Raw genomic sequence first — 25,683 nt, forward strand, 5'->3', positions numbered from 1 at the left:
AGTGCCGAAGGAGGCGTCATGCACGGCACACCGCACATCGTCAGCGACGTGATGACCCAGACCGTCGCCGCCATCGGCCGGGGCGCCTCCTTCAAGGAGATCGTGCGGATGATGCACGACTGGAAGGTCAGCGCCCTGCCCGTCCTGGAGGGCGAGGGCCGCGTCGTCGGGGTGGTGTCCGAGGCCGACCTGCTGCCCAAGGAGGAGTTCCGCGACAGCGACCCCGACCGCTACACCCAGCTGCGCCGACTGTCCGACCTCGCGAAGGCCGGCGCGGTGACCGCGGGGGAACTGATGACCTCGCCGGCCCTCACCGTCCACGCGAACGCGACGCTCGCCCAGGCCGCACGGACCATGGCGCACGAGAAGGTCAAGAGGCTGCCCGTCGTCGACGACCTGGGCATGCTGCAGGGCATCGTCAGCCGCGCCGACCTGCTGAAGGTGTTCCTCCGCGAGGACGAGGACATCGCGGAGGAGGTCCGTCGCGAGGTGGTGTCGTACCTCTTCCCCACTCCGGCGTCATCCGCCCGCGTCGCGGTACGGGACGGTGTCGTGACGCTCAGCGGTCGTCTCCGGGATGCGTCCCTGGTGCCCGTGGCAGCACGGCTGATCCGCGCCGTCGAGGGGGTCGTGGACGTGGAGTTCAATGTCTCCGCGCACAGCCGTTCCTCTGAGGCGGCCCCTGTCCCGTCGCGTCCCAGCGAGGACGCCGCACCGTCGTGAACGCCCCGCGAGGGAAGGTTGCGGCATCGCGGCGCAGTACTGACGGCGTCGCGCACGTCCTCGTCCAGGGCGCACCCACCGTACGGCGACCACCCCGGCTGCGCGTAGCCGCCTTGAGGAGCTGAGTGTTCTCGACTCCTTCGAAGGATGCGTTCAGTCGTGCGCGACCACGGCGACGGGGGCGGTGGCGTGGTGCAGGACCGCGTGCGTGACGGATCCGATGTGGACGCCGATCGGGCTGCGGCGGATCCGGCGGCCGACGGACGACCAGCGATGCGTCGCGGGAGGCGTCGATGACGTGATGGGCAGGGCTTCCGGACCGGGACTCCTCGAGGACTTCGACGTCCGGGTACTTCTGCCGCCAGGGGCGCAGCACCTCGGTCAGCGCGGCGGCCTCCTGTCGGCCGAGCGGGCAGGCCGTGGGCGGAGTAGGGCGGAGGGTTCCAGCCGTGCACGACCCTCAGCGAGGTACCGCGGCGGGCGGCCTCCTCGAAGGCGAAAGCGAGCACCGTGTCGTCTGTGCGGCTGGTGTCGAGGCCGAGCACCACGGGCCGGTACGCGGTCGCGGCGGACGGGATGCCCGCGGGATCCCCCTCGTGCTCGCCGGCTGCCTGCTCTCCGGCCCGCACCAGGACTACGGGGGTCTCCGTGCCCGCGATCACCGCCATGCCCACGGATCCCACGAGGGATCCCCCGATCCCGCTCAGCCCGCGCGAGCCGAGGACCAGCACCTCGGCGCCCTTCGCCGCCACGGCCAAAGCATCCGCCGGCCTGCCGGGAATCTGCCCCATGTCCACCGTGCACGCCGGGATGGCGCAGGCGCAGTCCCTCGGCCGTCTCACGCGGAATGCGCTCGCTCCAGTGCGCTTGCGTCTCGGCCCCCAGGAGCGGGTTCTGCGCCATGGGCTCCGGGCGGGGTGCCCAGACGTGCACCAGCCGCAGTGGCAGTCCGCGCAGGTTCGCCTCGCGGACCGCCCACTCGGCGGCGGCGCGGCTCTCGGACGAGCCGTCGAGGCCCAGGGTGACGTTGCCGATGCCGTCCGCGCCATCACAGGGCCCGGAGAACCGCTAAAGAAGCGAGGATCCGGTCTGCGGAAGCAGCGGCGCACCCGCGGGCCGTTAGGCATCTCGCGGCCGCCCAAGGCCCAGGAGAATCATGAGATCCTTCGGCCCGAGGAGGATCATGTCCCAGAGCTCGGTCGGCAGTGCTCGCATGTGGCGCCGTCTCATGCCCGGGCTCGCTGCGCTGCTCGGCTATCGGCGCTCATGGCTGAAGGGCGACGTCCTGGCCGGAGTGACGGTGGCCGCGTATCTCGTGCCCCAGGTGATGGCATACGCGGGCGTAGCCGGCCTGCCGCCGGTCGCAGGACTGTGGGCGATCCTGCCCGCGCTCGCCCTGTACGCCCTGCTCGGCTCCTCCCGCCTTCTGTCGGTCGGCCCCGAGTCGACGACCGCGCTGATGACGGCGACCGTGGTCGGTCCGTTGGCCGCAGGAGATCCGGCGCGCTACGCAACGCTGGCGGCCACGCTCGCGATCGCAGTTGGCCTGTTGTGCGTGGTGGCATGGGCGGCGCGGCTCGGTTTCGTCGCGGACCTGCTGTCCCGACCGGTGCTGATCGGGTATCTGGCGGGCGTCGCACTGATCATGATCGTGGACCAGCTCCCCAAACTCACTGGTGTGCGGACGACAGGCTCGGCCTTCTTCCCTCAACTGTGGTCCTTTGCAGGGCACTTGCCGCGGCTCCACGTGGCCACGGTGTTGTTCTCCGTCGCGGCGCTCGGGGTCCTCTTCACGGTGGCCCACTTCTTCCGCGCCTTCCCCGGTCCGCTGCTCGCCGTGGTGTTCGCCACGGCCGCCGTGTCCGCCTTCGACCTCGACGGCCGATACGGCATCAGGGTGATCGGCGACGTCCCCTCGGGCCTGCCCACCGTGGCGGTGCCGGACATGACCGAGTTGCCGCACCTGGTGCTCCCCGCCCTGGGCGTCCTCCTGGTCGGCTACACGGATTTCATCCTCACCGCGCGGGCCTTCACCAAGCACGAGGACGGGGACTCCGGGCTCGACCCCAACCAGGAGTTCCTGGCACTGGGCGCCGCCAACCTCGGCGCGGGCACGCTGCACGGCTTCCCGGTCAGCAGCAGTGCCAGCCGTACCGCACTGGCCTCCTCAGCCGGCGGTCGCAGCCAGGCGTACTCACTGGTGGCCGGCGCGGCCGTCCTGTCGGTCCTGCTCTTCCTGAGCCCCCTGCTCTCCCGCACACCAACGGCGGTCCTCGGCGCGCTCGTCGTCTACGCGGCGGTCCGCATGATCGACCTGGCGGGCTTCCGACGGCTGGCGTCCTTCCGCCGCCGGGAACTCCTCCTGGCGCTCGGCTGCCTGGCAGGGGTTCTCGCCCTCGACATCCTGTACGGCGTGCTGGTCGCCGTCGGTCTGTCCGTGGCCGAACTGCTCACCCGGGTGGCCCGCCCGCACGACGCCGTCGAGGGCCTGGTGCCCGGCGTGGCCGGCATGCACGACATCGACGACTACCCGCAGGCCCGCACCATCCCCGGCCTGCTCGTCTACCGTTACGACTCCCCACTCTTCTTCGCCAACGCCGAGAACTTCCGCCGCCGGGCCCTGGCCGCCGTCGACGAACAGACGGAACCGGTCCGCTGGTTCGTCCTCAACACCGAGGCCAATGTGGAGGTCGACATCACCGCCCTGGACGCGGTCGACGAACTCCGCCGCGAGCTCGCGCACCGCGGCATCGTCTTCGCCCTCGCCCGCGTCAAGCAGGACCTGCTGGACGACCTGACGGCGTACGGCTTGACGGACACCGTGGGCAGCGATCGGATCTTTCCGACCCTGCCGACGGCCGTGACCGCTTACCGGACGTGGAGCGGTGATCAGTAGCCGGCCCGGTGAGCCGTCCTCCACTGCGCGACGCTTGCAAGGCGCCTGATGTCGCGGCTTACCCAGGTCGGTTATCGCGGATGGAGCTGGAGGACGCGGGTGTGGAGCCCGGCAGATGTGGCGGCAGTGGACCGTCGTCGAGCGCCGCACCAGGACCCCGAGCGCGGGGGCCTGCGTGCTGCGTCCCGCCGACGGGGTCCGCCGACTGCGGCAGTACAGCCTGTCCTCGGACCCGAGCGGGGATGTGCGGCAGAGCACCGTCAAGCGGGTCGCCGGCACGGTCGACGCGCGGGAAGGCAGATGGCCAGGTGCTTGAGGTGGACGGCCGACAGCCGCGGTCGGCACATGAACGGCGAGCGGTCCAACGGTCGACCCGGGCCGGGTAGTAGCGCCGGCTGAGAACGTCACGGTCTCCTTTATCACCGCGGGCGGCGCTCACTCCGAGCCCCCGGCGGCCTCAGGCCGGGTTGCGGCCGATGAAGAACTCGCGGAACGGGTCCGTGCTCGGTTCGAGGCCGGCGTCGACGAGGCCCTTGCGCAGGGCGTTCATCTGGGCGTCGTGGATGCGCTGGGTGGGCATGCGCAGGGGGCCGCCGTTGTAGCCCTGGAGCCAGCCCTGGAACTTCCATGCCTGGCGGTTGATGAAGGCGCCGCCGTGCAGGGCCGGGGCGAGCCCCGACTTGATCTTGCGGGCCGGGTGGAGCTGCCAGTAGATGTCGGCGGCGGCGTCGTACTTGCCTTCCCGCAGGAGTTGGAAGACGCGCGGGATCATCGGGCCGTAGTACTCGTGGTCGCTGGTGGCGGAGAACCGGAGGGGCATGATCTGCGACAGCGGGATCAACTCCCCCTCGATGGGCATCGAGATGACGACCTCGTCGCCGAAGTGACGGTGGCACTCGATGACGCTCTGGATGCTGGGGAAGCCGCCCTCGGCCTTGATGGCGACGATGTTGGGGCAGTCGTCGAGCAGGCGCCGGATCAGGCGTACGGGGATGTCGGAGGGGTGGATGCGCGGGCTGAAGCCCCACAGGTACATCGGGAAGAGCATGACGCCGAGGTTCGTCGCGTCGCAGACGGCCTTGGTGTAGTCGTAGATCTCCTGCTCGGACTCGGGGTAGAAGTTCGGCGGGTACGACAGCAGCACCAGTTCGGCGCCCGCCTGCTCCGCGCCCTTCACGGCCTCGATGTTCTGTTCCAGGTTGTTCCAGCTGGCGTGGTGGGTGAGCAGTAGCCGGTCGCCGGCCTCGTCTTTGATGATGCGCAGGAAGTCCAGGTACTCGGGGAGCTGGATGGAGACCTCCGAGACGCCGAGCGTGCCCATGAAGCCGTGCTCGATGGCGCGGCGGGTGTCGTGGCGGATTGCCCTCTCGTTGATCGCCGTCAGGTCGGCGGTGAAGGACGGGATCGTGCAGTTGACGACTCCGACGAGGTTCTCGCGTGCCCAGTCGCGGGCTTCGGCGCGGGTGTAGCGGGCCATGGTGTGCTCCTCACAGGTCAGATGGGTTCGTGGGCGGAGGTGGGGGTCTTCGCGCCTTCCCAGGCGAGGTACTTGAGCTCCAGGAACTCGTCGAGGCCGTAGACCGAGCCCTCGCGGCCGATGCCGGACTGCTTGATGCCGCCGAAGGGGGCGGTCTCGTTGGAGATCAGGCCGGTGTTGATGCCGACCATGCCGGCCTCCAGGGCGGCGGCGACGCGCCAGATGCGCTCGGCGTCCTTGGCGAACAGGTAGGCGGCGAGGCCGAATTCGGTGTCGTTGGCCATGCGGACCGCGTCGCTCTCGTCGGTGAACCGCACCAACGGGGTCACCGGGCCGAAGGTCTCCTCGCGGGTGACGGCCATGTCGGCGGTGACGCCTGTCAGCACGGTTGGCTCGTAGAAGAGGCCGCCGCGTGCGTGGCGCCTGCCGCCGTGCAGGACAACGGCCCCGTGGGCGACGGCGTCGGAGACGTGGGACTCGACCTTCGCCACCGCGTCCTCGTCGATAAGCGGGCCCTGCTGGACGCCCTCGTCGAATCCGTCGCCGACGGCGAGGGCGCCGACCCGCTCGGCGAGTCTCTTCGCGAACGCGTCGTGGATCCCGTCCTGTACATAGACGCGGTTGGCGCTGATGCACGCCTGGCCGGTGTTGCGGTACTTGGTGGCGATCAGGCCCTCGACCGCCTCGTCGAGGTCGGCGTCGTCGAAGACGAGGACGGGCGCGTTGCCGCCCAGCTCCATCGATGTCTTCTTCACGGTCCGCGCCGCCTGGGCCAGCAGGAGCCGGCCGACCTCGGTGGAGCCCGTGAAGGTGATCTTGCGGACCAGTGGGTTGCCCGTCAGCTCGGGGCCGATCTCGCGCGGATCACCGGTGATCACGTTGAACACGCCCGCCGGGATGCCCGCCCGGTCGGCGAGTTCGGCGAGCGCCAGGGCGGTCAGCGGGGTCTGCTCGGCGGGCTTGAGGACCATCGTGCAGCCCGCGGCCAGAGCGGGCCCCGCCTTGCGGGTGATCATCGCGGCGGGGAAGTTCCACGGGGTGATCGCCGCGCACACGCCGACCGGCTCCTTCAGGACGACGATCCTGCGCGAGGCTTCCGGCGCCTCCATGATGTCACCGCGGATGCGCTTGGCCTCCTCGGCGAACCACTCCAGGAACGACGCCGCGTACGCGACCTCGCCGACGGCCTCCGCATACGGCTTGCCCTCCTCCAGGACGATCAGCCGGGCGAGGTCCTGCGCGTGCTCGGTGACCAGGTCGAACCAGCGCCGCATCAGCCGGGACCGCTCCTTGGCCGGGTGTGCTCGCCAGGCCGGCAGCGCGCGGTGCGCCGCATCGATCGCCGCGGTGGTCAACGCCTGGTCGAGCAGCGGCACTTCGGCCAGCAGGTCGCCGGTGGAGGGGTTGTGCACGGCGAGGGTGGCGTCGGTGGTGATCCAGGTGCCGTCGACGTATGCGGCGCTCCTCAGCAGGGACGGATCGTCGAGTTCTCTGCGTACGGCGTTGCTCACGGTGTTGCTCACTTCGAGACCGGGGAGATGGTGACGGGCAGTTCGGTGCCCAGGGACAGTTCGGCGGCCCTCCGGACGCACATCGCGGCGACGGCGAGGTCCTGCGCCGCCGAGCCGACGGACTTGTAGATCACGACCGCGTCCGGGTCGTTTGCCGGCCGGCCGGGCGCGCGACCGGAGACGACGTCGGCGAGCGGGACCACCTTCCCGGCGAGGTCTACGCCCGCCCTCCTCGCCGCGATCAGGTCTCCCGTGTCCTCGGCGACCTCGTCCGCCATGTCGGCGACGATCACCTCGGCGCGGGCGATCACCTCGGTCGCCAGTTCGCGCTGCTCGGGAAGGGTGGAACCGATCGACACGACGGTGACGCCGGCCGGGACCTCCCGCAGGGTCGGCTGCTCGTCCCGGGAGCGGGCCGCGCAGATCACCAGGTCGGCGGCGGCGACGGCCGCCTCGGGGCTCTCCGCGGTGGCGAGCGGCAGCCCGAGGTCGGCGAGTTCCCGGGTGAAGCGGGTGCGGCTGGCCGGGTTGGGGCTGAACACCGTGACGGACGACAGCTTCCGTGTCGCCGCCAGGGCACGGACGTGGTTCTGCGCCTCGAACCCGGATCCGATCACGGCTACGCGCAGGGGGCCTGTGGGGGCCAGCAGGTCGGCGGCCAGCGCCGAGGTGGCGGCGGTACGGAACCCGGTGATGGAGTGGCCGTCCAGGAGCGCGGTCAGCTCCATGCTCTCCTGGTCGAACAACGGGATCAGATACGAGGCGCGCCGATGCCGGGGTGAGGCTGCGATCAGCTTGGCCCCCATGGGGCCGCCGTCGCCGGGCACACCGCTGAGGGTGCGCAGCCACAGGCCGTCTCCGCGAGCCATCGTGCGGGCCGGGAAGCGGGACTCGTCGGGCGGTGCGGCGTAGGCGCTGCGCAGTGCCGCGATGGCGTCGGTCCAGTCGAAGGCGGCTTGGACGTCGGCGTCGGTGAGAAAGACGGTCATCTTGTGGCTCCGTGCGGATGAAGAAGAGACGGGGGGGATCAGCAGGCGGCCGTGACGGCGTCGGTGTGCAGCGGCGCGCCGGTGCGGGCGCGGATGTCCTCGACGGTGACCCCGGGTGCCGTCTCGACGAGCGCGAGGCCGGTCGGCGTGACGTCCAGGACGCCGAGGTCGGTGATGATGCGGTGGACGCACCGCTCGCCGGTCAGCGGCAGGGAGCAGTCGCCGACGATCTTGGGGGCGCCGTCCTTGGCCGTGTGGTCCATCAGGACGATGACGCGCCGGGCGCCGTGGACGAGGTCCATGGCGCCGCCCATGCCCTTGACCATCTTTCCGGGAATCATCCAGTTGGCCAGGTCGCCCGCGGCCGACACCTGCATGGCACCCAGCACGGCGGCGTCGATGTGCCCGCCGCGGATCATCCCGAAGGACAGCGCGGAGTCGAAGAAGCTGGCGCCGGGCAGCACCGTGACGGTCTCCTTGCCGGCGTTGATCAGGTCGGGGTCGACCTCGTCCTCGGTGGGGTAGGGCCCGGTGCCGAGGATGCCGTTCTCGGAGTGCAGCACGACATGAACGCCGGCCGGCAGATGGCCGGGGATCAGGGTCGGCAGGCCGATGCCGAGGTTGACGTAGGAGCCGTCGGTGAGTTCGGCGGCGGCGCGGGCCGCCATCTGGTCTCGGGTCCAGGGCATCAGGTACGTACCGTCCTCTTCTCAAGCTGCTTGTCGGCCGCCTCTTCAGCGGTGAGGGCGACGACCCGTTGGACGAAGACGCCGGGCAGGTGCACCTCGTCGGGACGCAGCTCACCCGGCTCCACGAGCTCCTCCACCTCGGCGACGGTGATGCGGCCGGCCATCGCGGCGAGCGGGTTGAAGTTGGCGGCGGACTTACGGAAGACGAGGTTGCCGTGCCGGTCGCCGCGCCAGGCCCGTACGAGGGCGAAGTCGGTGGTGATGCCGTGCTCCAGGACATGCCTGCGGCCCGCGAACTCCCGGGTCTCCTTCGGCGGGGAGGCGAGTTCGACCGCGCCCTCGGTGGTGTACCGCCAGGGCAGTCCGCCCCGTTCCACCTGCGTGCCCACGCCGGCCGGGGTGTAGAAGGCGGGGATGCCCGCCCCGCCCGCCCGCAGCCGCTCGGCGAGCGTGCCCTGCGGGACGAGTTCCACCTCCAGTTCCCCCGACAGGTACTGGCGGGCGAACTCCTTGTTCTCGCCGACGTAGGAGCCGGTCACCCGGGCGATACGGCCCGCGGCCAGGAGAACGCCGAGACCGCGGCCGTCGACTCCGCAGTTGTTGGAGACGACCTTCAGACCGTCCGCGCCCTGTGCGTACAGCGCGCGGACGAGTACTTCGGGTACGCCGCTGAGGCCGAAGCCCCCGACGGCCAGCGAGGCGCCGTCCGGAATGTCGGCGACCGCCTCAGCGGCGCCTGCGCTGACCTTGTTCACTGGCGAAGGTCCTTTCGGGTGGCAGCTCGGCCCAGGGTGTCGGTCATGCCGTCTCCGGTCGCAGGGCGTCCGAGACGGACTTGACTCCGCCGTGCGCGGTGAGGCCGCCGTCGACGGCGATCTCCGCTCCGGTGATGAACGACGACTCGTCCGACAGCAGGAAGACGATCAGTGGGGCGACCTCGTCGACGGTGCCGGTGCGGCCGAGCGGGGTCTCTCGGATGTTGGCCTCACGGAAGGCAGGGGCGGCGGAGGCGGTCATCTCGGTCTCGATGTAGCCGGGGTGGATCGTGTTGACGCGGATTCCGCTCGGTCCGAGTTCCAGCGCGGCCGTCTGGGACAGCCCGCGCAGGCCCCACTTGCTGGCGGTGTACGCCACCGGGTAGTGGGCGGTGAGCGCGGCGGAGGAGCCGACGTTGACGATCGAGGCGCCGGGCGGCATCAGCGGGGCGAGATGCTGGATGCCGAGCAGCGGGCCGGTGACGTTGACGGCGTGGACGCGGTCGAAGTCGTCGGGGCGTACGTCGCCGAGCCGGGCCCGCCAGGTGATGCCCGCGTTGTTGACCAGGCCGTGGACCTGCCCGTACGCCTCCTTCAACTCGGCGGCGAGACTGGCCCAGTCCTGCTCGCTGGTGACGTCGAGACGGCGGCAGCCGGGTGCCTCGGTCACATCGGTGGCGATCACCCGGGCGCCCTCGCGGGTCAGTGCCTCGGCCTCGGCGGCACCCTGGCCGCGAGCCGCGCCGGTGACCACGACCACCTTGCCCAGCAGCCTCTTGGGGTACAGGTCCGTCATGGCCGCTCCCGGCTGCGGCGCCGGCCGGCCGGCAGGGGTACGGGATCGACGCCGGGGACGACGGTGTTGGTGAGCGTGCCGATGCCCTCGACGGTGAGCGAGACGGTGTCTCCGGGCCCCAGCGGCGGCGGAGTCCGCTCGCCCCGCAGCCCCCACAGCTCGGCGAGGCAGCCGCCGTTCCCGCAGGTGCCGGAGCCCAGGACGTCACCCGGCACGACCCGGGTGCCACGGGAGGCGTAGGCGACCATCTCCTCGAAGGTCCAGCTCATGTTGGACAGCAGGTCCTTGCCGACCACCTGCCCGTTGACCTCGGCGGTCAGGGCCAGCCGCAGAAAGCCCTCGGCGTCCCGGTACGGCTCCAGTTCGTCGGCGGTGACCAGGTACGGGCCGAGGGTCGTGGCGGTGTCCTTGCCCTTGCAGGGGCCGAGACCGACCTTCATCTCGGCTGACTGGAGATCGCGCGCGGACCAGTCGTTGAAGACCGTGTAGCCGACGATGTGCTCACGGGCCTGCACGGGGGTGAGGTCGCGTCCCTCGCGGCCGATGACGGCGGCGACCTCGAGTTCGAAGTCCAGCACCTGGGACCCCGGGGGCATGGGAATGTCGTCGTACGGCCCGAACACGGCGTGGGGGTTGGTGAAGTAGAAGGTCGGCGCCGCGTACCAGGCGTCCGGCACGCCACTCGCCCCGTCGACCGAGCGTCGTACGCCCTCGACATGCTCCTCGAAGGTGACGAAGTCCCGTACGGAGGCCGGTCGCAGCGGCGGCAGCAATCGCACCTGGGAGACGTGCGGTCCGGCCGGGGTGTCGAGGGCCGTGGCCCCCGCCTCGAAGAGGGCGCCTGCTGTGATCAGTTCGGTGAGTGTGCGCTCGCCGGGGACAGGGTGGAGGCGGCCGTTCTCGCCGACGACGGCGACCTGGCGCTGGTGTCGGTGCTCGTACGCGGTGAAACGCATGTGCGGCTCCAGGCTCTGTTGCTACGGGGTTGTCGGGGGCGGGAAGTACCGGGGGCGCGGCGGGCAGTCAGCTCAGGACAGGACGTGCCGCGCCCCCGGAACCGAAGGGGTCAGACCGGCGGGGCGACGAACACGCCGGGGTCGACGTCGTTGAACGACTCCTTGGCGACGAGTTCGTTCATGGGGTTGGCCGTGCCCCACTGGTCGGCGACGTCGGGCTGGGAGAAGTCGTAGACATGCGGGTGCCAGGTGTCCTCGTCGACGACCTCCAGCTCGGTCGTGTACTCGACGGTGTTGCCGTGCGGGTCGAGGAAGTAGGTGAAGGTGTTGTCGCCCGCCGTGTGCCGGCCGGGGCCCCAGACCTTGTGGACTCCGGCCCGCAGCAGACGTCCGGTGCCGCGCAGGTACTCGTCGACGCCGCGCATCTCGAAGGAGACGTGGTGCACGGAGGTGTGCGGGCCCTGCGCGACGGCCATCGAGTGGTGCTGGTTGGAGATCCGCATGAAGTGCATGACCTCGCCCATGTGCGGCGAACTGAGCGTGTCGGTCAGGCGGAAGCCGAGGTGGCGCTCGTACCACTCCCGAGTGCGGTTGAGATCCGGGGAGTTGAGGACGACGTGGCTCAGCCTGACCGGGATCGACTCCTTCTCCTCGATCCTGCGGTGCTGCCGGGCCTCGACGTCGGCGGAGACCTCGATCGTACGGCCGTCGACGTCGAAGAAGCGGAAGCCGTAGCCGCCTCCGGGGGTGTCGACCTTGCCCGGCTGGGAGATCAACTGCACACCGCCCGCGAGGAGTTGCTCGGCGAGGGTGTCCACGTCGGCCGGGTTCGCGGCGCCGTAGGAGACGAGGTCGAGGCGCTTCTCCTCGGCCTTGCGCAGCCGGACGACGTACTGTTCCGGGCTGCCCTCGGCGGCCAGGAAGGAGATACCGGAGTCCTCGGCGACCTTGGTCAGGCCCCAGACGCCGGCATAGAAGTCGAGTTGCTTGTCGTAGTCGGGTACGGCGAGGTCGACGTGACGCAGGTGGGTCAACAGACGTGCGCTCATGATGGGTTTCCTCCTGTGGGGGCAGGTGAGCGCGGGGGTCGGGCGAGCCGCAGCAGCGCTGCCGCGTTGCCCCCGCGTACGGCGTGGAAGTCGGCTTCGGCCAGGTGGGCGGAGCGCAGTGCCCCGACGGGGTCCTCGGTGCCCATGTCGAAGGGGAAGTCGGAGCCGAGCAGGACCCGGTCCGCGCCCGCGGCGGCGATGAGCGCGCGCAGGACGTGGGGGTCGTGGACGAGGGAGTCGAAGTACAACCGCTTGAGGTAGCTGCTGGGCAGCTGGGCGCAGTCCGTGCCCGCGTCGGAGCGGACGGACCAGGCGTGGTCGGCGCGGCCGATGTGGGTGGGGAGGTAGCCGCCGCCGTGCGCCGCGATCAGTTTCAGTCCCGGATGGCGGTCGAGGACCCCGGAGAAGATGAGGTGGGACAGCGCGACGGCGTTCTCGGTGGGCTGGCCGACGGTGTTGGACAGGTACCACCGGTCCAGCCGCTCGTCGAGGGTGCAGCCGAACGGGTGCAGGAAGAGCACGGCGCCGGTTTCCTCGGCCCGCCGCCAGAAGGGCTCGTAGGCCGGGTCGGACAGCTCGCGGCCCGGGGCGTGGCTGGAGATCTCCACGCCCAACAGGCCCTGTTCCAGGGCGTGTTCGAGTGCCGGGACAGTCAGGTCGGGATGGTGCAGCGGGACCAGGCCCAGCCCTTTGAGACGGTCCCGTGCGGCCGAGCAGTGGGCAGCTGTGCCCTCGTTCGCCAGTCGGCACACCTTGTCGGCGGTCGCCGCGTCCGTCCAGTGGTGGTAGTGCGACGGGGACGGGCTGACCAGCTGCACATCGACGCCCTGGGCGTCCATCGCGGCCAGCCGTACCCCGGCGTCGGTGAGCCGGGGGATCCGCTGACGCACCATCGGCCCGTTGACGGCGAGCGCCGCCGGTCCGTTGCGACGGGCGTCGAGCGCCCTCGCTTCGGCGAGACCCGGCGAGCCGTCGACCAGTGCCTCGATAGCGGGCAGCAGGACGTGGGCGTGCACATCGACCGTTGGCCAGGGGTGCGGGTCAGTGCTCGTCGTGGGTTGGTCGCCGGTTGGCGGGTGGGGGGTCACGGCAGGTCCCTGAGCATGGTCGACATGCGGTTGACCAAGCCGGGCACATCGGCGTCGTGCACCCCGTCGAGCTGCCACTGCCCGATCTGCATGGAGGCGTCCACCACCGGGCGCACCCGCGCGATACGGCGCTCGTAGTACGTCTGGAACAGCTGGTCGTCCCAGTCGTCGGTGCCGGTGAGCAGCTCGGCGAGGACCAGCGCGTCCTCCAGGGACATCGCGGCGCCCTGGGCCAGGGTGGGCGGGCAGCTGTGGGCCGCGTCACCGATCAGCACGACCCGTCCGCGGTGCCAGGAGCCCTCCACCAGCAGCCGGTGGTACCACGTGTAGTTGACCTTCGCCGGATCGTCGATGTGCTTGACGATCTCGGTCCAGTGGCCGCCGTACGCCTGCACGAGGCCACGCATCTCGTCGGCGTAGCTCTCGGGGGGTATGGAAGCGCGATCGCGGTTGCCCTCGACGGCGTAGGCGTAGATCGTGTCCTGGCTGGTGGGGCAGTAACCGGCGATGTAGGCGGGGCCGCCGTAGGCGAGGTCGGTGCGCTCGAGGCCCTCGGGGCGGGGAGCGGCGATGCGCCAGATGGCCATGCCGGTCGGCACGGGACGGTCGGCGATGCCGATCGCGGCTCGTGTGCTCGATCCCATGCCGTCCGCGGCGATCACCAGGTCGTAGCGGCCCTCGCTGCCGTCGGTGAAACGCACCCGCACGCCGTCGGCGGACTGGTCGAAGCTCTCGGCACGGGTGCCCAGGCGCACCGAGGCGCCGCTCGCCCGGACGGCATCGATGAGGATGCACTGCAACTGCGGGCGCTGCATGCCGACGGTGGCGGGCAGGTCGTCACCGCCGGTACGGATGTCCTCGACGACGTGCAGGACGGTGCCGTCCGGGCCGGTGATGCCGAGCGATCCGAAGCCGAACCCGGAGGCCCGCACCTGCTCCCACACGCCCAGTTCGCGCAGGACCCGCAGGGCGTTGCCCTGCACGGTGATACCGGAACCCGCGGTGGCGTTCCAGTCCTCTCTGGCCTCGATGAGGTCGACGGTCAGTCCGGCCCTGCGCAGCAGGATCGCGACGGCGTTGCCGGCCGATCCGCCGCCGACGACCAGGACGGTGCGGGGTGTTCTCATGGGGAAGTCCTTTGTTCCTCGGGTAGCTCCGGGTGAGGGTGTTCCTCTGGTTGCTCCGGGCGAGGGCTACTTGACGGCGATCGGGTTGACGGGCGAGCCGACGGCTCCGGTGATCGGGAGGGGTGCGGCGGTGAGCCAGAACTCGTACACGCCGTCGGCCGCGCAGTCCTCGGCGAGCGTGTCGAGGTCCCACATCTCGCCGATCAGCAGGCCCATGTTGGGGATCACGACTTGGTGCAGCGGCTGGAAGGCGTGCTCGAACTCGTTCGGGCGCACCTCGAAGCCCCAGGTGTCGGTGGCGATCGCGGCGATCTCCGTGCGGTGCAGCCAGCCGGCCGTGGTGAACGACAGGCCGGGTGCCGCGCCGCCCGCGTAGTCGCCCCAGCCGTCGCGGCGGACCCGGCTGAGCTGTCCGGTGCGTACGACGACGATGTCCCCGCGGCCCACCCGCACCCCGTGGGCGGCTGCGGCCTGGGTGAGGTGCTCCTCGGTGACGGCGAACCCGTCGGGCAACTCGCCGTTCTGCCCGTGGACTTGTCCGATGTCCAGGAGCACGCCGCGCCCGGCGACGTGCGGCGCCATGTGCTCGATGCCGGTGACCAGGTCGCCGTCGGAGGTGACGACCTTCTCGGCCGCCCGGCCGTTCCACGCCTTGCCGTGGTCGAAGATGTGCCCCAGGCCGTCCCACTGGGTGGAGCACTGGAGCGGCATCGCGATCACGTCGTCGGCGCCGCCGATGCCGTGCGGAAAGCCCTGGTTGCCGAGGGCGGCGTCGGTGCCGGTGTCGAGCATGGTGTGCACCGGGTTGGTGCGGCGCCGCCAGCCCTTCTGCGGGCCGTCCATGTCGAACCGCTGCGACAGCGAGAAACTCACGCCCCGCCGCACCAGGGCCGCGCCCTCGCGCCGCTTGCCCTCGTCGAGGAAGTTGAGGGTGCCGAGGACGTCGTCCTCGCCCCAACGGCCCCAGTTGGAGTACGTCTTGGCGGCCTCGGCGATCGCGCCCTCGGGATCGTGGCGGTTCACGACGCCTCCGCCACACATCGGGTGCGCTGGGAGCCGAGCCCGGTGATCGTCCCGTCCATGACGTCGCCGTCGCGCAGCAGCCGGCCCCAGTGGATGCCGTTACCGGCCGGGCTGCCGGTCAACACGAGGTCGCCGGGCAGGAGTTGGGAAGTCCGGGAGATGTACGACACCAGTCTGGCGACTGTGAAGAGCATGTCCTTGGTGGACTCGTCCTGCATGGTGTCGCCGTTGAGTTTGAGCGTGACCCGCAGATCGCCGGGGTCGGCGATCGACTCGGCGGGCACGATCCACGGGCCGAGCGGGGTGAAACCGGGGGCGTTCTTGCTGCGCAGCCAGTCGGTGCCGATGGCGGGCATGTCTCGGCGGAAGACGGTGGCCCGGTCGGTGAGGTCGTTGGCGATGGTGTAGCCGGCGACGTACTCCAGCGCCTCGTCCGTGGACACCCGGTAGGCGGGTTTGCCGATGACGGCCGCCAACTCCAGTTCCCAGTCCGGCTTTTCGGCCCAGTCGGGAAGGTGTACGTCGTCGTACGGCCCGGTGATCGCGCTGGGCAGGCCGATGAAGACGTACGGCAGGTCCTCGGCCGCCCGCCGGTCCATGAGAGCGGCGATCTCCTCGCGGGCCTCCTCGACGGTGCGGGGATCGTCTGGGGCGCGGTGGGCGACCTCCAGGTCGATCACGTGCTGACGGTAGTTCGCACCTGACTGGAAGACCTGTCGGGGCTCCACCGGAGCGTGCACCCGCAGGCCCTCGAGAGGCTTCCAGGCGGCCTTGCCGTCCCTCGCGAGGGCGTGCAGGCGGGGCACAGCTTCGTCCCAGCGTTCGAGGAGCGTGCGGATCGTCAGCTCGTGCTCACCGAGGGCGGTGCGCAGGTCGAGGGCGCGGCCGTCCGACGTGACGAGGGCGGGAAACGGGCCCCCGTCAGGGGCGGACAGGGTGCCGAGGGCAAATGGTCCGGCGAAAGGGACGGACGTGGCTGCGGGTTTCACGGACGTGTCCTCCTGATTGCGATGGGACTAATCTGGCCGCAGCATTCGGGATAGGGGAAATCGATTATTTGGATGCCAGTCATCCGTCCGACTTATAGTGCCGACGCCTTCGCACGCTGGAGTGCCGCCGTGAACCTGGCAAGCCTTGATCTCAATCTGGTCGTCGCCCTGCGCGCCCTGCTGGAGGAACGCAACGTCACCAGGGCCGGCCGGCGCATCGGTCTGAGCCAGCCGGCGATGAGCAGCGCGCTCGCCCGGCTGCGCCGGCACTTCGACGACGACCTGCTCGACCGCGTCGGCGGCCACTACGAGCTGACGGCCCTCGGCCAGGTCCTGCTCGACCGCACCTCCACCGTCTGCGACCTGCTGGAACGCCTCTTCACCAGCCAGGCCGACTTCGAGCCGGCGACGGAGTCCCGCGAATTCTCCCTGGGCGTCAGCGACTACTCGGTGGCCGTCTTCGGGGCCGAGCTCACCCGGATCCTCGACCGTGAGGCGCCCGGCATCCGCATGCGCTTCGTCCAGATTCCGCCCGGCATCACCGAGGTGGCCGGTGCCGTGCTGAGCACCCTGGACGGCGTGATCATGCCGCACGGCATCATCAGCGACTTCTCCGTCACCGAGCTGTACGAGGACGGCTGGGTCTTCCTCGTCGCCGAGGACAACCCCGAGGTGGGTGACCGTCTCTCCCTCGACGACCTGGCGCGGCTGCCGTGGGTGACATACCTGCGCGCCTACGACACCCCGGCGGTCCGCCAGCTCGGCATGCTCGGCATCGAACCGCGGGTGAGCGTCTCCGTCGACAGCTTCACGGTGCTGCCCTTCCTGATCGCCGGCACCCACCGGATCGCCCTGGTCCCGGCACTCCTCGCCGAACGCCTGCGCGGCACCGCCCCGGTACGGATCATGACGCCGCCCTACGAGCCCGTCCCCCTGCGGGAGGCGCTGTGGTGGCACCCGGTCCACACCCACGACGCGGGGCACATCTGGCTGCGGGACACGGCGACCCGCGTGGCGTCGGCCATGCAGCCCCGCCCCATCCGTGGCACGGATGGCGAGGATCCGGCACATCGATCACGCGAGGGGTAGTCGCCGGGAGCGGCCTGGCTCATAGTCGGGGCAGTCCCCGACGCCCGCTGTCCCGGGCGCGTCCCCTCCGGTGCGCCGGTGCCCCGCTGTGTGGCCAAGCCGCAGCGGTTCTGCGCCGCACCCCTGCCACCACCCGTGGAGTTCGGCATGTCCAGACCCGTTTCCCCACCCGCGCCCGCCGACAGCCTCCGCCCGAGTACCGAGAGCGCGGGGCCGCTGCGCGCCGTGCTCCTGATGGCGGGCAGCTGTCTGCCGGTGCTGGGCGCCGTCCTTCTCGCGCCGGTCCTGCCGAAGATGCAGGACCACTTCGCGACCGTGCCCGGAGTGAAGACCCTCGTCCCGGTCGTCCTGACCGTCCCCGCACTCGCGCTCGCCCTGCTCGCCCCTTTCGCGGGCGTCATCGTGGACCGCCTCGGCCGGGTACGGCTGCTGGTCGTGGCGACGCTTCTGTACGCGCTGCTCGGCAGCGCCCCGCTGTGGCTGGACTCGCTCGGCGCCATCGTGATCAGCCGGGTGCTGGTCGGCATCGCGGAAGCGGCCATCATGACCTGCTGCACCACGTTGATCGGCGACTACTACAGCGGTCGGACACGGGAACGCTACCTGGCCCTGCAGACCATGTGCGCCTCCATCTCCGCCACCGCGTTCTTCGTCATCGGCGGCGCCCTCGGCTCGGCGGGCTGGCGCGCACCCTTCTGGATCTACGCCGTGGGCCTGCTGCTGGCCCCCGCCATGGCGCTCACCCTGTCCAAGCCCCGACCGGCCCGCGCCGCGGAAACCGAAGAACTCGCGGGCGAGAGAAGGCCGTTCCCCGTGCGCCTGCTGGCGGGCATCTGCGCGCTCACCGTGTTCGGCGCGATGGTCTTCTACACGGTGCCCGTCGAGATGTCCTATCTGCTCGACGACCTGGGCGTGGAGTCCACCGGCGTCATCGGCCTGGCCACCGCGGTCGCCAGCGCCGCCACCGTGGTCGGTTCCATCGCCTTCACCAGACTGCCCGGCAGCCCGGACCGTAGGCTGCCCCTGGTGTTCGCCCTGTGCGCGGCCGGTTTCGTGGTGATCGCCCTGGCGAACAGCCCGGTGATCGTGATCGTCGGTGCGGTGCTCAACTGCCTCGGCACCGGCATGCTGTTGCCCTCGCTGCTGACCATCGCGATGTCCAGGCTCAGCTACGCCGACCGGGGCCGCGGCACCGGTCTGTGGACGGCCGCCTTCTTCGCGGGCGAGTTCATCTGCCCGCTCGTCCTGATCGGCCTGGAATCGGCCACCGGCAGCATGGCCCACGCCGTCGGCCTCCTCGGTCTCGCCTCGGCGCTGGTCGCCGGAGGGCTGCTGCTCGGGCGTCGCCGGTAACTGTTGTTCGGTCTCCGAAGGGATCCGGCGGGCCCACGCCGCCCACCATCGCCGCGCCGCTCTGCAGCTCGAGTCACTCGCTGCTCAGCCTCGCATTCCGGCGCGGCGGCCTGGACACCTGCCGGAAGCCCGCATCGCCGAGACGGCCTACGCCGTGCCCTCCTACAGGCGCCCGAATCGACGTCGGTGAAATTCCGGCGCGACACTCTCAGGTGTCTTGCACACCTTGGTCGGATCCCCGGCGGCGCGCAGGTTCGGTCATAGACCCGTCCGGGTCGGCGAGCAGGGCTCCGACCGGCGCACACAGTGCCGGCGTGCCGTTCCCGGCGGCTCCGGGCCGGCGGGGACATCTTCATGCCCAGGACCGGGCCGACATGGTCGAGGCCGACCTCGGAAACCAGCCTCTGGACGCCGACTGCCCAGAGGGCACCACGGCCGCCACCGAGATGGTGCTGCCGGGCAAGGTCGCCCCGAGCGGCCTGCAACTGGTGCGGCGGGCGCTGACGGCACTCGAGGCCGGCCAGGCGCTGGTGCGGGTCGAGTCGAGTCGAGTCGACAGCGGTGTCCTTGCGGAGACCGCGATGCGCCGGTTCCGCTACTACGGCCAGCTCGCGTTCCCGTTCGTGCCCGGATACGACCTCGTCGGCGTCGTCGACGCCGTTGACCCCGGCGTGGACCGCACCCTCGTCGGCCGCCGGGTCGCCGCGCTGACCAAGACCGGCCGCTGGGCCACGGCCGCACTGCTGGCCGGCGCCGACCTGGTCGAGGTCCCCGACGGAATCGACCCGGACGAGGCGGAGACGCTGATCGTCAACGGTCTGACCGCATACCTCTACCACCGCTTCCCCGACGGCAAGCCCGCCATGGCGGCGGCCGTGCTCACGAGCCTTCGGGGCGCCGGAGGACATCAGGGCCCATGCCACCCGGCTCGCTCGAACCTGGCTTGAGGCCATGGTCGACGCAGCCGCCCGGGCGACGCCGGCGAACGCGCGGGTCTCCGAGTACATCCCGTTCGACGTCCTGCTGCCGAAAGCCGACGCGTACATCAACAGTGGCGCCGGCTGGCATCCACCAGGCGTTCGCCGCCGGCGTGCCGGTCACCGCCGCCGGAGTCACCGAGGACAAGCCCGCGAACCTCGCACGGCTCGCCCACCCAGGCCTCGGGATCGACCTGCAGACCGCCACCCCCGCCCCCGAAGCCCTGGTTGCCGCCACGGAACGGCTCCTCAAGAACACCGAGATACGCGACAACGTGCAGCGGCTTCGGAGTTCGTCCGGGATTTCCCCATCCTCGCGAACACGGCCACGATGGGCTACTTGGCGGAATCGACTGATCCCTACCGCAGGCAGCCCAGGCCCAGCGCAAGCACCCCTGAACAGCGTCACTGAGCCGGGATCGGCTGGGTGAGGTTCAACGGGTTGCCGTCGGGATCCTGGATGTGAGCGACGCGCTGTCCCCACGGCATGTCGTTGGGGCCGCCGCGGACCGAGCCGCCCAGCGCCGTCACCCGGCCGAGCGTCTCATCGACGTTGTCGACACCGATGCTGAGCAAGATCCGCGGCGCCTCCCGGTCCCCCAGGGTCGCCTTGGCCACCAGCCCGAGGTCGGTGTCGCCGATGCGCAGTCCGAGGTAGAAGACCGGGCCTTCCTCCGGCACGCGGAAGATCTCTTCGGCGCCGAACAATTTCGTATAGAAGCCGAGCAGGACGTCGTGGTCGGCAGTCAAGATCACTGGCTGGATGGTCGACATGGCGCTCCTGTCGAAACGGTCGTGTTGCTGGGTAGACCGTCGGAGGACGGTGAACTCATCGCCAAACCGCCGTACCAGACGATCTACATCACAGACAGCCGCCCACGACCAGCACGAGCACCCGAAACGAGGTCAGGCCACCCCGCTGACAGCCACTTCAAGATGGCGGAGCTTCCACGGGACAAGTCGGGTGGCACAAGGTCACTCTTCCGTCTGGTCGTTGCCGTCGTCGCGCCAGGTGTGGAGGTAGTCCGTCACCGCGCCGGACGGCGGGAAGTCGGGCGGGAGCATGTCCCTCTCACCGCACGCCGAGCACGGTGGGAGCGCAACCCCACGTGAGGCTTCGCCAGCGATTGGACACCAGCCGGCAACTGGTTCGCGGAGCACTCCCCGCCTGCACGGCGGCGGCACAGGCTGATGTCGCGGCGGCTGTCTGCATGACCAGGATGTAGCGCAGCCCAACCGGACAGCGCGCCACCCCACCTGGCCCAACAGCACAAGGACGCAGTAGAACAATCCCCCACGAAGCCGGTAGGGACATCGCCCTGGTCATGTTCCCGGGGCGGCCTCCCACACCGAAGCTCGAGGACGCCCGCACGGATTCTCACGCTCGGCTGCACTCCCGTCCGAGCGTGACGAGACGTGCGCCCGGGAACGGGCTATGCACCGTCGTTGCCCTTCCGCAGGGAATGGATCATGCTCTGCAGGCTCCGGAACGCGTCCGACTGTTCGGTCTCGGTCATGCCGGCCAGCATTCTGACCTCGACGGACCGGACCGCTACGGTCGCCTTCTCGAGGCTCCGTCGTCCGCGAGGCGTGAGCCGCGTGGGAAGAACCTTTCCGACGGGTGCCTCGGCAGGCCTGGTGACGTAGCCCTCTCGTTCCAGTGCCTGGAGCAGCACGTTCATCGACTGCCGTGTCACGAACGCGCCCCGTGCGAGCTCGGAGTTCGACAAGCCCGGTCGTTGAGCCAGCAGTTCGAGGCAGGAGTAGCGCGTCACGTTCATCCCGAGCGGCCGCAGCACCTCCTCCATGGCCGCGCGGAGCGCGCTCGACGCCTCTTTCAGCAGGTAGCCCAGTGACGTCTCAAGGTCGACACCGTCTTGATTCATGTCAGCATTCTGACATAGGTTGACCTGTGTCAGAAAGCTGACACGAAGAGAAGGAGCATCGCCATGCCCGCCACCGGTCCCGACTTCATCTCGCTCCAAGCGCGCGACCTCGACGCTTCGCAGGCGTTCTACGAGCAGTACCTGGGCCTCGTCCGCTCGCCGGCCGGACCTCCGCACGCCGTCGTCTTCGAGACGAAGCCGATCGCGTTCGCACTCCGCGACGTCATTCCCGGCACCGACCTCGCATCCGTCGCTCAGCCCGGTATCGGTGTCGCGATCTGGCTCCACGCCAGCGACGTGCAGGCCATCCACGACGCGCTCGTCGCCGACGGTCACACCATCGTCTCCGCACCGATCGACGGCCCCTTCGGTCGGACCTTCACCTTCGCCGACCCCGACGGCTACCAGGTCACACTCCACGACCGCGCCTGAATCGCGGTCGCGGTTAAGGCTTGAGAGGGGGGTGGGTGGATGGAGTTGTCGGCATACACCCCAAGTGCTCAGCCGCGTACAGGCGCCAGGACAGTAGATCGGCGGCGCCGGAAACTGTGTGACAAAGCCTCAAACCTTTGGCACGATCGCTCAGTTGCCCTGCCCCCGATTCTGGAGGAACGCCACGGCCGTCGATTACGAGCTCGCTCCGGCCTGGTTGGCGTGGTCTGCCGTCGATCCCGACCGCATTGCCTTCGACTGGGACGATGAGGAGGGCTCTCAGCTCGCCGCAGTGATCGCCTCGATGATTCCTCCTGCCGGTGCCGAGTGGGAAGAGAGACATCGCTTCACCACCGAGGTCACAGCACTTCTCGCAGCCCGTTACGGCCGATGGACCTGCGGATGGCACTGGGCGGTCGGCGAGGGCGGCGGCGGTGGCGTCGTCACCAGCTGGTGCTGCGACTCCCATTCCGTGGGCGAGCCCGAAGCGACAGCCGCCAAGGTGGTCGCGTCACTGCTGGAGTGGCGCGACTGGCTGGAGGAGCTGGCCGAGCGGTTCGCGCAGTTGGCGCCGCCCGCCGGGGCGGATGCCGAGGAACGCAGCTGGCACCTGGAACGGGCGACCACCCGGCTGGTGACGGTGGTCGTGGACCGCACGGGCGCCGAATGCGGCTGGTACGGGCTCTGCCGCACGGTGCTGACATGGTTCCTCTCGTCCACGGGCATGGGGCCCGAGGCCGCAAAGGACGCGGTCGACGCCGCGATTGGTGGACGGTTCATGAGCTGGACGACACCGTCGCGGACCTTGGTCGACGCGGTCGGAGAGGATCTTGCCGTAGGCCTGACCGGAGAGCAGCCTTACCGTGACCGCTGACGCCTTGGCTGCCTGGTGCCATGTCAGGAACCAGATCGACTGGGCCTTCACGGTCGGTGAGACGCCGGCCCCGGTTGAGGCGGCCGTGGACGGCTTCGGCATCTGGTGCGATGCGGGGAACCGTACCTCGGATCCTGCTCGAGGCGACCGATTGCTCACGGCGCTGGCTCAGTCGCGCGCAGACGCATCTCGTCAGCGCCCCCTCACCTGTGCGCTTCTGGCGGAATGGCAGCGGTTTGTTCTTGGCCTGCCTGAGGTTGCGTTCCGACAAGGCGATGCTTTGGCCAAGCGTGGCCGGGAACGGTACGCACTTACGCCGCACACCCAGCGGGACTTCGAACACTGTCTGCGCGAGAGCGCTGACCCGAGAGTCCCGCCGGCCTCCCGTGCGGCCAGGGCCTACCTGGACGTGGCCTTGTTTCACCCCTTCCCTGATGGCAACGCCCGCCTTGCCATGCTCACCCTCGCCTATGTCCTGGAGTTGGAGGGAGTTCGGCTGGATCAGGCCGGCCCTCTGCAGACCACCCGTTACGCGGACGACGCCGCCGGCGCGGCAGACCTGGCTGCCCTGGTCTCCGTCCTCATCCGCTCGACCCATCGCCGGGCGACCACAGCCGGTCACTGAGAGCGCAACCGCCCCTCAGGTTCTCTTGGTCAGTCGGGCCAGGATTTGAGCACGTGAGTCCATACGCGGCTGAGCACGTTGAGGTGTACGCCGACAGGAACATGGCGTCGAGGCCGACCGGTCGTGGTTCAGCGCGGTATCGGCCGGGCATCCGATCTCAGCCCGGCCGGTGCTCCCAGCGGCGGTCGGTGCGGGTCAGTTCGGGGTGCCAGTAAGAACTGTGTCACCAGCCGCAAACGGCGAGGGTCAGTGATGTTCAGGGCGTCGTGGCAGTGGTCTTGGCCCCGTAGTCCTAGCTCGGACACCAGGGAACAAGTAACCCGCCGGTGGCTTTCAGGGCTTTACCGTGACGGTCTTCTTCGGCTGGCGGGGGACGGTCTTGGTCTTGTCGAGGTGCCCGTACACCGTCGACCGGGGGACGCCGAACATGTCGGCGATCTGCTGGACGGTCTTCTCCCGCTCGTCGTAGAGCCGTTGGGCAAGCGCGGCCTGGTCCGCTGTGAGCTTCGGCCGACGCCCACCGACCCGCCCCCGGGCCCGCACGGAGGCGAGCCCGTCGTTCGTGTTCGCCACGATCAGCTCCCGCTGGAGCTCAGCGAGTACGGACAGCATCCCGAACATCGCCCGGCCCTCCATGGTGGCGGTGTCGATGCCCTGCTCAATGACGTGCAGCCCGATACTCCGCTCGCGCAGCTCGGCGCCGAGGGTCACCAGGTGCAGCACCGAGCGGGAGAGCCGGTCGAGCCGGGTCACCTTCAACGTGTCGCCCTCACGCAGCAGCTGCATGACGAGATCCAGCATCGGGCGGGACGCTTTCGCGCCGCTGGCGACATCGACGTGGATGTTGTCGCGGTCGACGCCATGGCGGAGTAGTGCGTCGATCTGATGATCGGGGTTCTGGTCGGCCGTCGATGTGCGGCAGTAGCCGGCCCCGGAGTCCTAGCTCAGATACCAGCCGCAAAGTAGGTCTCGGGTAGCCGGACGTGCCCCGTTTCCCGGTCCTGGGCGTCGTCGTTGGTCTGATCGAGTGATCGAGGCCAAAGGGGCGGGCGGGCGGCAAGAGTGGTCGCCAGAAGAGCTGTTGGCGAACTGGACGCTGGTAGACGGCGACTGGAACTTGGTGGCGAACAAGAGCGGGACGACCCGGCTCGGCTTCAGCCTCTGCTGAAGTTCTTCTAGCTGGAAGGCCGGTTCCCCGATGTGCTGGAAGAGGTCCCGCCGGCGGCCGCGGTGGAGTACGTCGCGGATCTGGTCAAGGTCCCGGCCATCGACTTCGCGAAGTACACGCTGGTGGGCCGGACTGCTGAGTGCCACCGCAAGCAGATCCGTGAGGCCCTGGGATTTAGGCCGTCGATGGTTGCGGACGAGAAGGCGCTGGCCGAGTGGCCTGCCGTGGAGGTCTGTCCGGTCGAGCTGGTGGAGGACCGGCAGCGCGAGGCTCTGCTAGTGGAGTGCCGGGCCCGGAAGATCGAGCCGCCGGGCCGTACCCGGGTCGAGAAGGTACTCGTCGCGGCGCGGGGCCGGCCGTCGCCGTGCCCGGCCCTCGTACTGCGGCGGACTCTGTCGGTATCAAGGTCCTTCAGCCAGCAGAATCGAGGCCAGGTTGTTGACCAGGACGGGCGGAGCACCGCAACTGCGGTACTAGCCAGCTGGCCGGGGAGACGGCGGATCGATCAAGTCGCAGGCGATGCCGAGCGCCGCATCGATCAGCTCCGGGCCTCCGTTTTCCACTCGATCGGCCTCGTCGCCTGCCAGGTGCAGTGCGGTGATGGCCAGGCGGACACGCAGCGATGCAACCGGGTCCCCGTCACCGGACAGCGCGCCGGGCCCGGCCAGAAGCTCGAAGAGCGTCATGACGTGCTGCTGCACCTCGGCCGCGAGCGGCTGGTTGCGGAGCGCCGGCTCGTTGTCCTGCACGAAGCGGGCCGCGGCCGTGATGCCACCGGCTGTCAGCTCGGCGTAGCGGCGAAGGAGTTCGCGCCGGGTCTCGGGTCCTGCGGGCTGCTGCTTGCCCCAGTCGGTGAGTTCGGCGACCGCGGCGGAGAAGTCGGCCAGTACGGCGGCGAGGATCTCCTCCTTCGACTTGTAGTGGTAGTAGAGGGCCGCCTTGGTGATGTTCAGCTGCTCCGCGATCATGCGCAGCGAGGTGCCGTCGTACCCGTGCTCGCTGAAGAGCTGAAGAGCTACGCGCTGGGCGCGCTTACGGGTGTCGGTGCGGCGGCCTGCCATGGGAGTCCCTTCGTTGCTGTCTTCTCAGCCGGCCCGTGGGCGGGCCCACAAAGGCCACCCACCCCCATTGCTTGCCGATCGGCAAGCAATGGGCTAGCTTCATCTCATCGCCAACTTTACCTGTCGGCAGGTAATGAATGCGAGTGCCAG

General features: G+C 69.9%; 25 protein-coding genes and 3 pseudogenes. 10 read left to right on the forward strand and 18 right to left on the reverse strand.

Going from position 1 to position 25,683, the window contains the following annotated elements; all coding sequences use genetic code 11:
* Positions 1-18: 18 nt before the first annotated feature.
* Positions 19-723 (forward strand): CBS domain-containing protein, encoded by a 705-nt coding sequence (locus AQJ46_RS00595; protein ID WP_059203669.1) that lies wholly within the window; start codon positions 19-21, stop codon positions 721-723.
* A 153-nt stretch (positions 724-876) separates the two neighbouring features.
* Here AQJ46_RS00595 and AQJ46_RS51555 read toward each other — a convergent pair.
* Positions 877-1,758 (reverse strand): annotated as a pseudogene (locus AQJ46_RS51555) (universal stress protein).
* A 148-nt stretch (positions 1,759-1,906) separates the two neighbouring features.
* Between AQJ46_RS51555 and AQJ46_RS00600 the strand changes: the two are divergent.
* Together AQJ46_RS00600 and AQJ46_RS00605 are read left to right on the forward strand one after the other, a co-directional pair.
* Positions 1,907-3,619: a SulP family inorganic anion transporter gene (locus AQJ46_RS00600; RefSeq protein ID WP_059203670.1), complete on the forward strand. Its 1,713-nt coding sequence runs from the start codon at positions 1,907-1,909 to the stop codon at positions 3,617-3,619.
* Positions 3,620-3,734: 115 nt separating this feature from the next.
* Positions 3,735-3,935 carry a ferredoxin reductase domain-containing protein gene (locus tag AQJ46_RS00605; protein ID WP_059203671.1) on the forward strand — a complete coding sequence of 67 codons (201 nt, stop codon included), beginning with the start codon at positions 3,735-3,737 and terminating at the stop codon, positions 3,933-3,935.
* 141 nt (positions 3,936-4,076) lie between these two features.
* On the opposite strand, the gene AQJ46_RS00610 is transcribed toward AQJ46_RS00605, so the two are convergent.
* The 12 genes from AQJ46_RS00610 to AQJ46_RS00665 all read right to left on the reverse strand — a co-directional run bounded on the left by AQJ46_RS00610 (position 4,077) and on the right by AQJ46_RS00665 (position 16,068).
* On the reverse strand, positions 4,077-5,096 hold the full coding sequence (locus AQJ46_RS00610) for a dihydrodipicolinate synthase family protein (protein ID WP_059203672.1): 1,020 nt from the start codon (positions 5,094-5,096) through the stop codon (positions 4,077-4,079).
* A gap of 17 nt (positions 5,097-5,113) precedes the next feature.
* Positions 5,114-6,619 (reverse strand): NAD-dependent succinate-semialdehyde dehydrogenase, encoded by a 1,506-nt coding sequence (locus AQJ46_RS00615; RefSeq protein ID WP_079072052.1) that lies wholly within the window; start codon positions 6,617-6,619, stop codon positions 5,114-5,116.
* Positions 6,616-7,596 (reverse strand): ornithine cyclodeaminase family protein, encoded by a 981-nt coding sequence (locus AQJ46_RS00620; protein ID WP_059203673.1) that lies wholly within the window; start codon positions 7,594-7,596, stop codon positions 6,616-6,618. Before AQJ46_RS00620 ends, AQJ46_RS00615 begins: the two co-directional genes overlap by 4 nt.
* Positions 7,597-7,634: 38 nt before the next feature.
* Positions 7,635-8,285 (reverse strand): CoA transferase subunit B, encoded by a 651-nt coding sequence (locus AQJ46_RS00625; RefSeq protein ID WP_059203674.1) that lies wholly within the window; start codon positions 8,283-8,285, stop codon positions 7,635-7,637.
* Complete coding sequence (locus tag AQJ46_RS00630) at positions 8,285-9,040, reverse strand: CoA transferase subunit A (protein ID WP_059203675.1); 756 nt, start codon at positions 9,038-9,040, stop codon at positions 8,285-8,287. The genes AQJ46_RS00625 and AQJ46_RS00630 overlap by 1 nt, the downstream gene beginning before the upstream one ends.
* 43 nt (positions 9,041-9,083) lie before the next feature.
* On the reverse strand, positions 9,084-9,836 hold the full coding sequence (locus tag AQJ46_RS00635; protein WP_059203676.1) for an SDR family NAD(P)-dependent oxidoreductase: 753 nt from the start codon (positions 9,834-9,836) through the stop codon (positions 9,084-9,086).
* Positions 9,833-10,792, reverse strand: coding sequence for a fumarylacetoacetate hydrolase family protein (locus AQJ46_RS00640; RefSeq protein ID WP_059203677.1), 960 nt, complete (start codon positions 10,790-10,792; stop codon positions 9,833-9,835). The genes AQJ46_RS00635 and AQJ46_RS00640 overlap by 4 nt, the downstream gene beginning before the upstream one ends.
* Before the next feature lie 110 nt (positions 10,793-10,902).
* A complete protein-coding gene (locus tag AQJ46_RS00645; protein ID WP_059203678.1) occupies positions 10,903-11,841 on the reverse strand; it encodes a VOC family protein in 939 nt (312 codons plus the stop codon).
* Positions 11,838-12,929: an amidohydrolase family protein gene (locus tag AQJ46_RS00650; RefSeq protein ID WP_059203679.1), complete on the reverse strand. Its 1,092-nt coding sequence runs from the start codon at positions 12,927-12,929 to the stop codon at positions 11,838-11,840. The genes AQJ46_RS00645 and AQJ46_RS00650 overlap by 4 nt, the downstream gene beginning before the upstream one ends.
* Positions 12,926-14,056 (reverse strand): FAD-dependent oxidoreductase, encoded by a 1,131-nt coding sequence (locus tag AQJ46_RS00655; RefSeq protein ID WP_059203680.1) that lies wholly within the window; start codon positions 14,054-14,056, stop codon positions 12,926-12,928. The genes AQJ46_RS00650 and AQJ46_RS00655 overlap by 4 nt, the downstream gene beginning before the upstream one ends.
* 66 nt (positions 14,057-14,122) lie before the next feature.
* Positions 14,123-15,097, reverse strand: a complete 975-nt coding sequence (locus AQJ46_RS00660) for a cyclase family protein (RefSeq protein WP_059203681.1) — start codon at positions 15,095-15,097, stop codon at positions 14,123-14,125.
* Positions 15,076-16,068 (reverse strand): fumarylacetoacetate hydrolase family protein, encoded by a 993-nt coding sequence (locus tag AQJ46_RS00665; RefSeq protein ID WP_059203682.1) that lies wholly within the window; start codon positions 16,066-16,068, stop codon positions 15,076-15,078. The genes AQJ46_RS00660 and AQJ46_RS00665 overlap by 22 nt, the downstream gene beginning before the upstream one ends.
* 129 nt (positions 16,069-16,197) lie before the next feature.
* Here AQJ46_RS00665 and AQJ46_RS00670 point away from each other — a divergent pair, with 129 nt between their 5' ends.
* From AQJ46_RS00670 to AQJ46_RS00680, 3 genes are all read left to right on the forward strand, one after another.
* Positions 16,198-17,157, forward strand: a complete 960-nt coding sequence (locus tag AQJ46_RS00670) for a LysR family transcriptional regulator (protein ID WP_059203683.1) — start codon at positions 16,198-16,200, stop codon at positions 17,155-17,157.
* A 147-nt stretch (positions 17,158-17,304) separates the two neighbouring features.
* Positions 17,305-18,510, forward strand: a complete 1,206-nt coding sequence (locus AQJ46_RS00675) for an MFS transporter (protein ID WP_059203684.1) — start codon at positions 17,305-17,307, stop codon at positions 18,508-18,510.
* A 374-nt stretch (positions 18,511-18,884) separates the two neighbouring features.
* Entirely contained in the window at positions 18,885-19,457 is a 573-nt protein-coding gene (locus AQJ46_RS00680; protein ID WP_208616850.1) for an alcohol dehydrogenase catalytic domain-containing protein, read from the forward strand.
* A 435-nt stretch (positions 19,458-19,892) separates the two neighbouring features.
* Here AQJ46_RS00680 and AQJ46_RS00685 read toward each other — a convergent pair whose 3' ends face one another.
* Together AQJ46_RS00685 and AQJ46_RS00690 are read right to left on the reverse strand one after the other, a co-directional pair.
* A complete protein-coding gene (locus AQJ46_RS00685) occupies positions 19,893-20,261 on the reverse strand; it encodes a VOC family protein (protein ID WP_059203685.1) in 369 nt (122 codons plus the stop codon).
* Between the two features lie 659 nt (positions 20,262-20,920).
* Positions 20,921-21,373 (reverse strand): MarR family winged helix-turn-helix transcriptional regulator, encoded by a 453-nt coding sequence (locus AQJ46_RS00690; RefSeq protein WP_059203686.1) that lies wholly within the window; start codon positions 21,371-21,373, stop codon positions 20,921-20,923.
* Positions 21,374-21,436: 63 nt separating this feature from the next.
* Here AQJ46_RS00690 and AQJ46_RS00695 point away from each other — a divergent pair, with 63 nt between their 5' ends.
* The 3 genes from AQJ46_RS00695 (at position 21,437) to AQJ46_RS56905 (ending at position 23,304) form a co-directional block, all read left to right on the forward strand.
* A complete protein-coding gene (locus tag AQJ46_RS00695) occupies positions 21,437-21,805 on the forward strand; it encodes a VOC family protein (protein ID WP_059203687.1) in 369 nt (122 codons plus the stop codon).
* Between the two features lie 118 nt (positions 21,806-21,923).
* Positions 21,924-22,679 (forward strand): hypothetical protein, encoded by a 756-nt coding sequence (locus tag AQJ46_RS00700; RefSeq protein ID WP_225887193.1) that lies wholly within the window; start codon positions 21,924-21,926, stop codon positions 22,677-22,679.
* Positions 22,669-23,304: a Fic family protein gene (locus AQJ46_RS56905; protein ID WP_225887194.1), complete on the forward strand. Its 636-nt coding sequence runs from the start codon at positions 22,669-22,671 to the stop codon at positions 23,302-23,304. The genes AQJ46_RS00700 and AQJ46_RS56905 overlap by 11 nt, the downstream gene beginning before the upstream one ends.
* A gap of 333 nt (positions 23,305-23,637) precedes the next feature.
* Here AQJ46_RS56905 and AQJ46_RS58360 read toward each other — a convergent pair whose 3' ends face one another.
* Together AQJ46_RS58360 and AQJ46_RS58365 are read right to left on the reverse strand one after the other, a co-directional pair.
* The gene (locus tag AQJ46_RS58360) at positions 23,638-23,847 is read right to left on the reverse strand and encodes a helix-turn-helix domain-containing protein (RefSeq protein ID WP_263972854.1); all 210 of its coding nucleotides are present in this window, start codon (positions 23,845-23,847) and stop codon (positions 23,638-23,640) included.
* Positions 23,842-24,222: pseudogene (locus AQJ46_RS58365) on the reverse strand (recombinase family protein); the annotation flags it as partial. The gene AQJ46_RS58360 and the pseudogene AQJ46_RS58365, both read right to left, overlap by 6 nt.
* Positions 24,223-24,534: 312 nt before the next feature.
* On the opposite strand from AQJ46_RS58365, the pseudogene AQJ46_RS56480 reads away from it, so the two are divergent.
* Positions 24,535-24,756: pseudogene (locus AQJ46_RS56480) on the forward strand (hypothetical protein); the annotation flags it as partial.
* Positions 24,757-24,945: 189 nt separating this feature from the next.
* On the opposite strand, the gene AQJ46_RS58730 reads toward AQJ46_RS56480, so the two are convergent.
* Positions 24,946-25,533, reverse strand: coding sequence for a TetR/AcrR family transcriptional regulator (locus tag AQJ46_RS58730; RefSeq protein WP_059203689.1), 588 nt, complete (start codon positions 25,531-25,533; stop codon positions 24,946-24,948).
* Between the last annotated feature and the right edge of the window lie 150 nt (positions 25,534-25,683).

This window comes from Streptomyces canus, assembly GCF_001514145.1.
Classification (GTDB): Bacteria; Actinomycetota; Actinomycetes; order Streptomycetales; family Streptomycetaceae; genus Streptomyces; species Streptomyces canus.

Coding starts and splice junctions, on each gene's coding strand:
- AQJ46_RS00660 (WP_059203681.1), bottom strand. CDS start 15,097: ATGTGTGGCGGAGGCGTCGTGAACCGCCACGATCCCGAGGGCGCGATC.
- AQJ46_RS00620 (WP_059203673.1), bottom strand. CDS start 7,596: ATGACCGTCTTTCTCACCGACGCCGACGTCCAAGCCGCCTTCGACTGG.
- AQJ46_RS00690 (WP_059203686.1), bottom strand. CDS start 21,373: ATGAATCAAGACGGTGTCGACCTTGAGACGTCACTGGGCTACCTGCTG.
- AQJ46_RS00600 (WP_059203670.1), top strand. CDS start 1,907: ATGTCCCAGAGCTCGGTCGGCAGTGCTCGCATGTGGCGCCGTCTCATG.
- AQJ46_RS58730 (WP_059203689.1), bottom strand. CDS start 25,533: ATGGCAGGCCGCCGCACCGACACCCGTAAGCGCGCCCAGCGCGTAGCT.
- AQJ46_RS00595 (WP_059203669.1), top strand. CDS start 19: ATGCACGGCACACCGCACATCGTCAGCGACGTGATGACCCAGACCGTC.
- AQJ46_RS00645 (WP_059203678.1), bottom strand. CDS start 11,841: ATGAGCGCACGTCTGTTGACCCACCTGCGTCACGTCGACCTCGCCGTA.
- AQJ46_RS00655 (WP_059203680.1), bottom strand. CDS start 14,056: ATGAGAACACCCCGCACCGTCCTGGTCGTCGGCGGCGGATCGGCCGGC.
- AQJ46_RS00675 (WP_059203684.1), top strand. CDS start 17,305: ATGTCCAGACCCGTTTCCCCACCCGCGCCCGCCGACAGCCTCCGCCCG.
- AQJ46_RS00640 (WP_059203677.1), bottom strand. CDS start 10,792: ATGCGTTTCACCGCGTACGAGCACCGACACCAGCGCCAGGTCGCCGTC.
- AQJ46_RS00625 (WP_059203674.1), bottom strand. CDS start 8,285: ATGCCCTGGACCCGAGACCAGATGGCGGCCCGCGCCGCCGCCGAACTC.
- AQJ46_RS00635 (WP_059203676.1), bottom strand. CDS start 9,836: ATGACGGACCTGTACCCCAAGAGGCTGCTGGGCAAGGTGGTCGTGGTC.
- AQJ46_RS00680 (WP_208616850.1), top strand. CDS start 18,885: ATGGTCGAGGCCGACCTCGGAAACCAGCCTCTGGACGCCGACTGCCCA.
- AQJ46_RS00610 (WP_059203672.1), bottom strand. CDS start 5,096: ATGGCCCGCTACACCCGCGCCGAAGCCCGCGACTGGGCACGCGAGAAC.
- AQJ46_RS00685 (WP_059203685.1), bottom strand. CDS start 20,261: ATGTCGACCATCCAGCCAGTGATCTTGACTGCCGACCACGACGTCCTG.
- AQJ46_RS00605 (WP_059203671.1), top strand. CDS start 3,735: ATGTGGCGGCAGTGGACCGTCGTCGAGCGCCGCACCAGGACCCCGAGC.
- AQJ46_RS00695 (WP_059203687.1), top strand. CDS start 21,437: ATGCCCGCCACCGGTCCCGACTTCATCTCGCTCCAAGCGCGCGACCTC.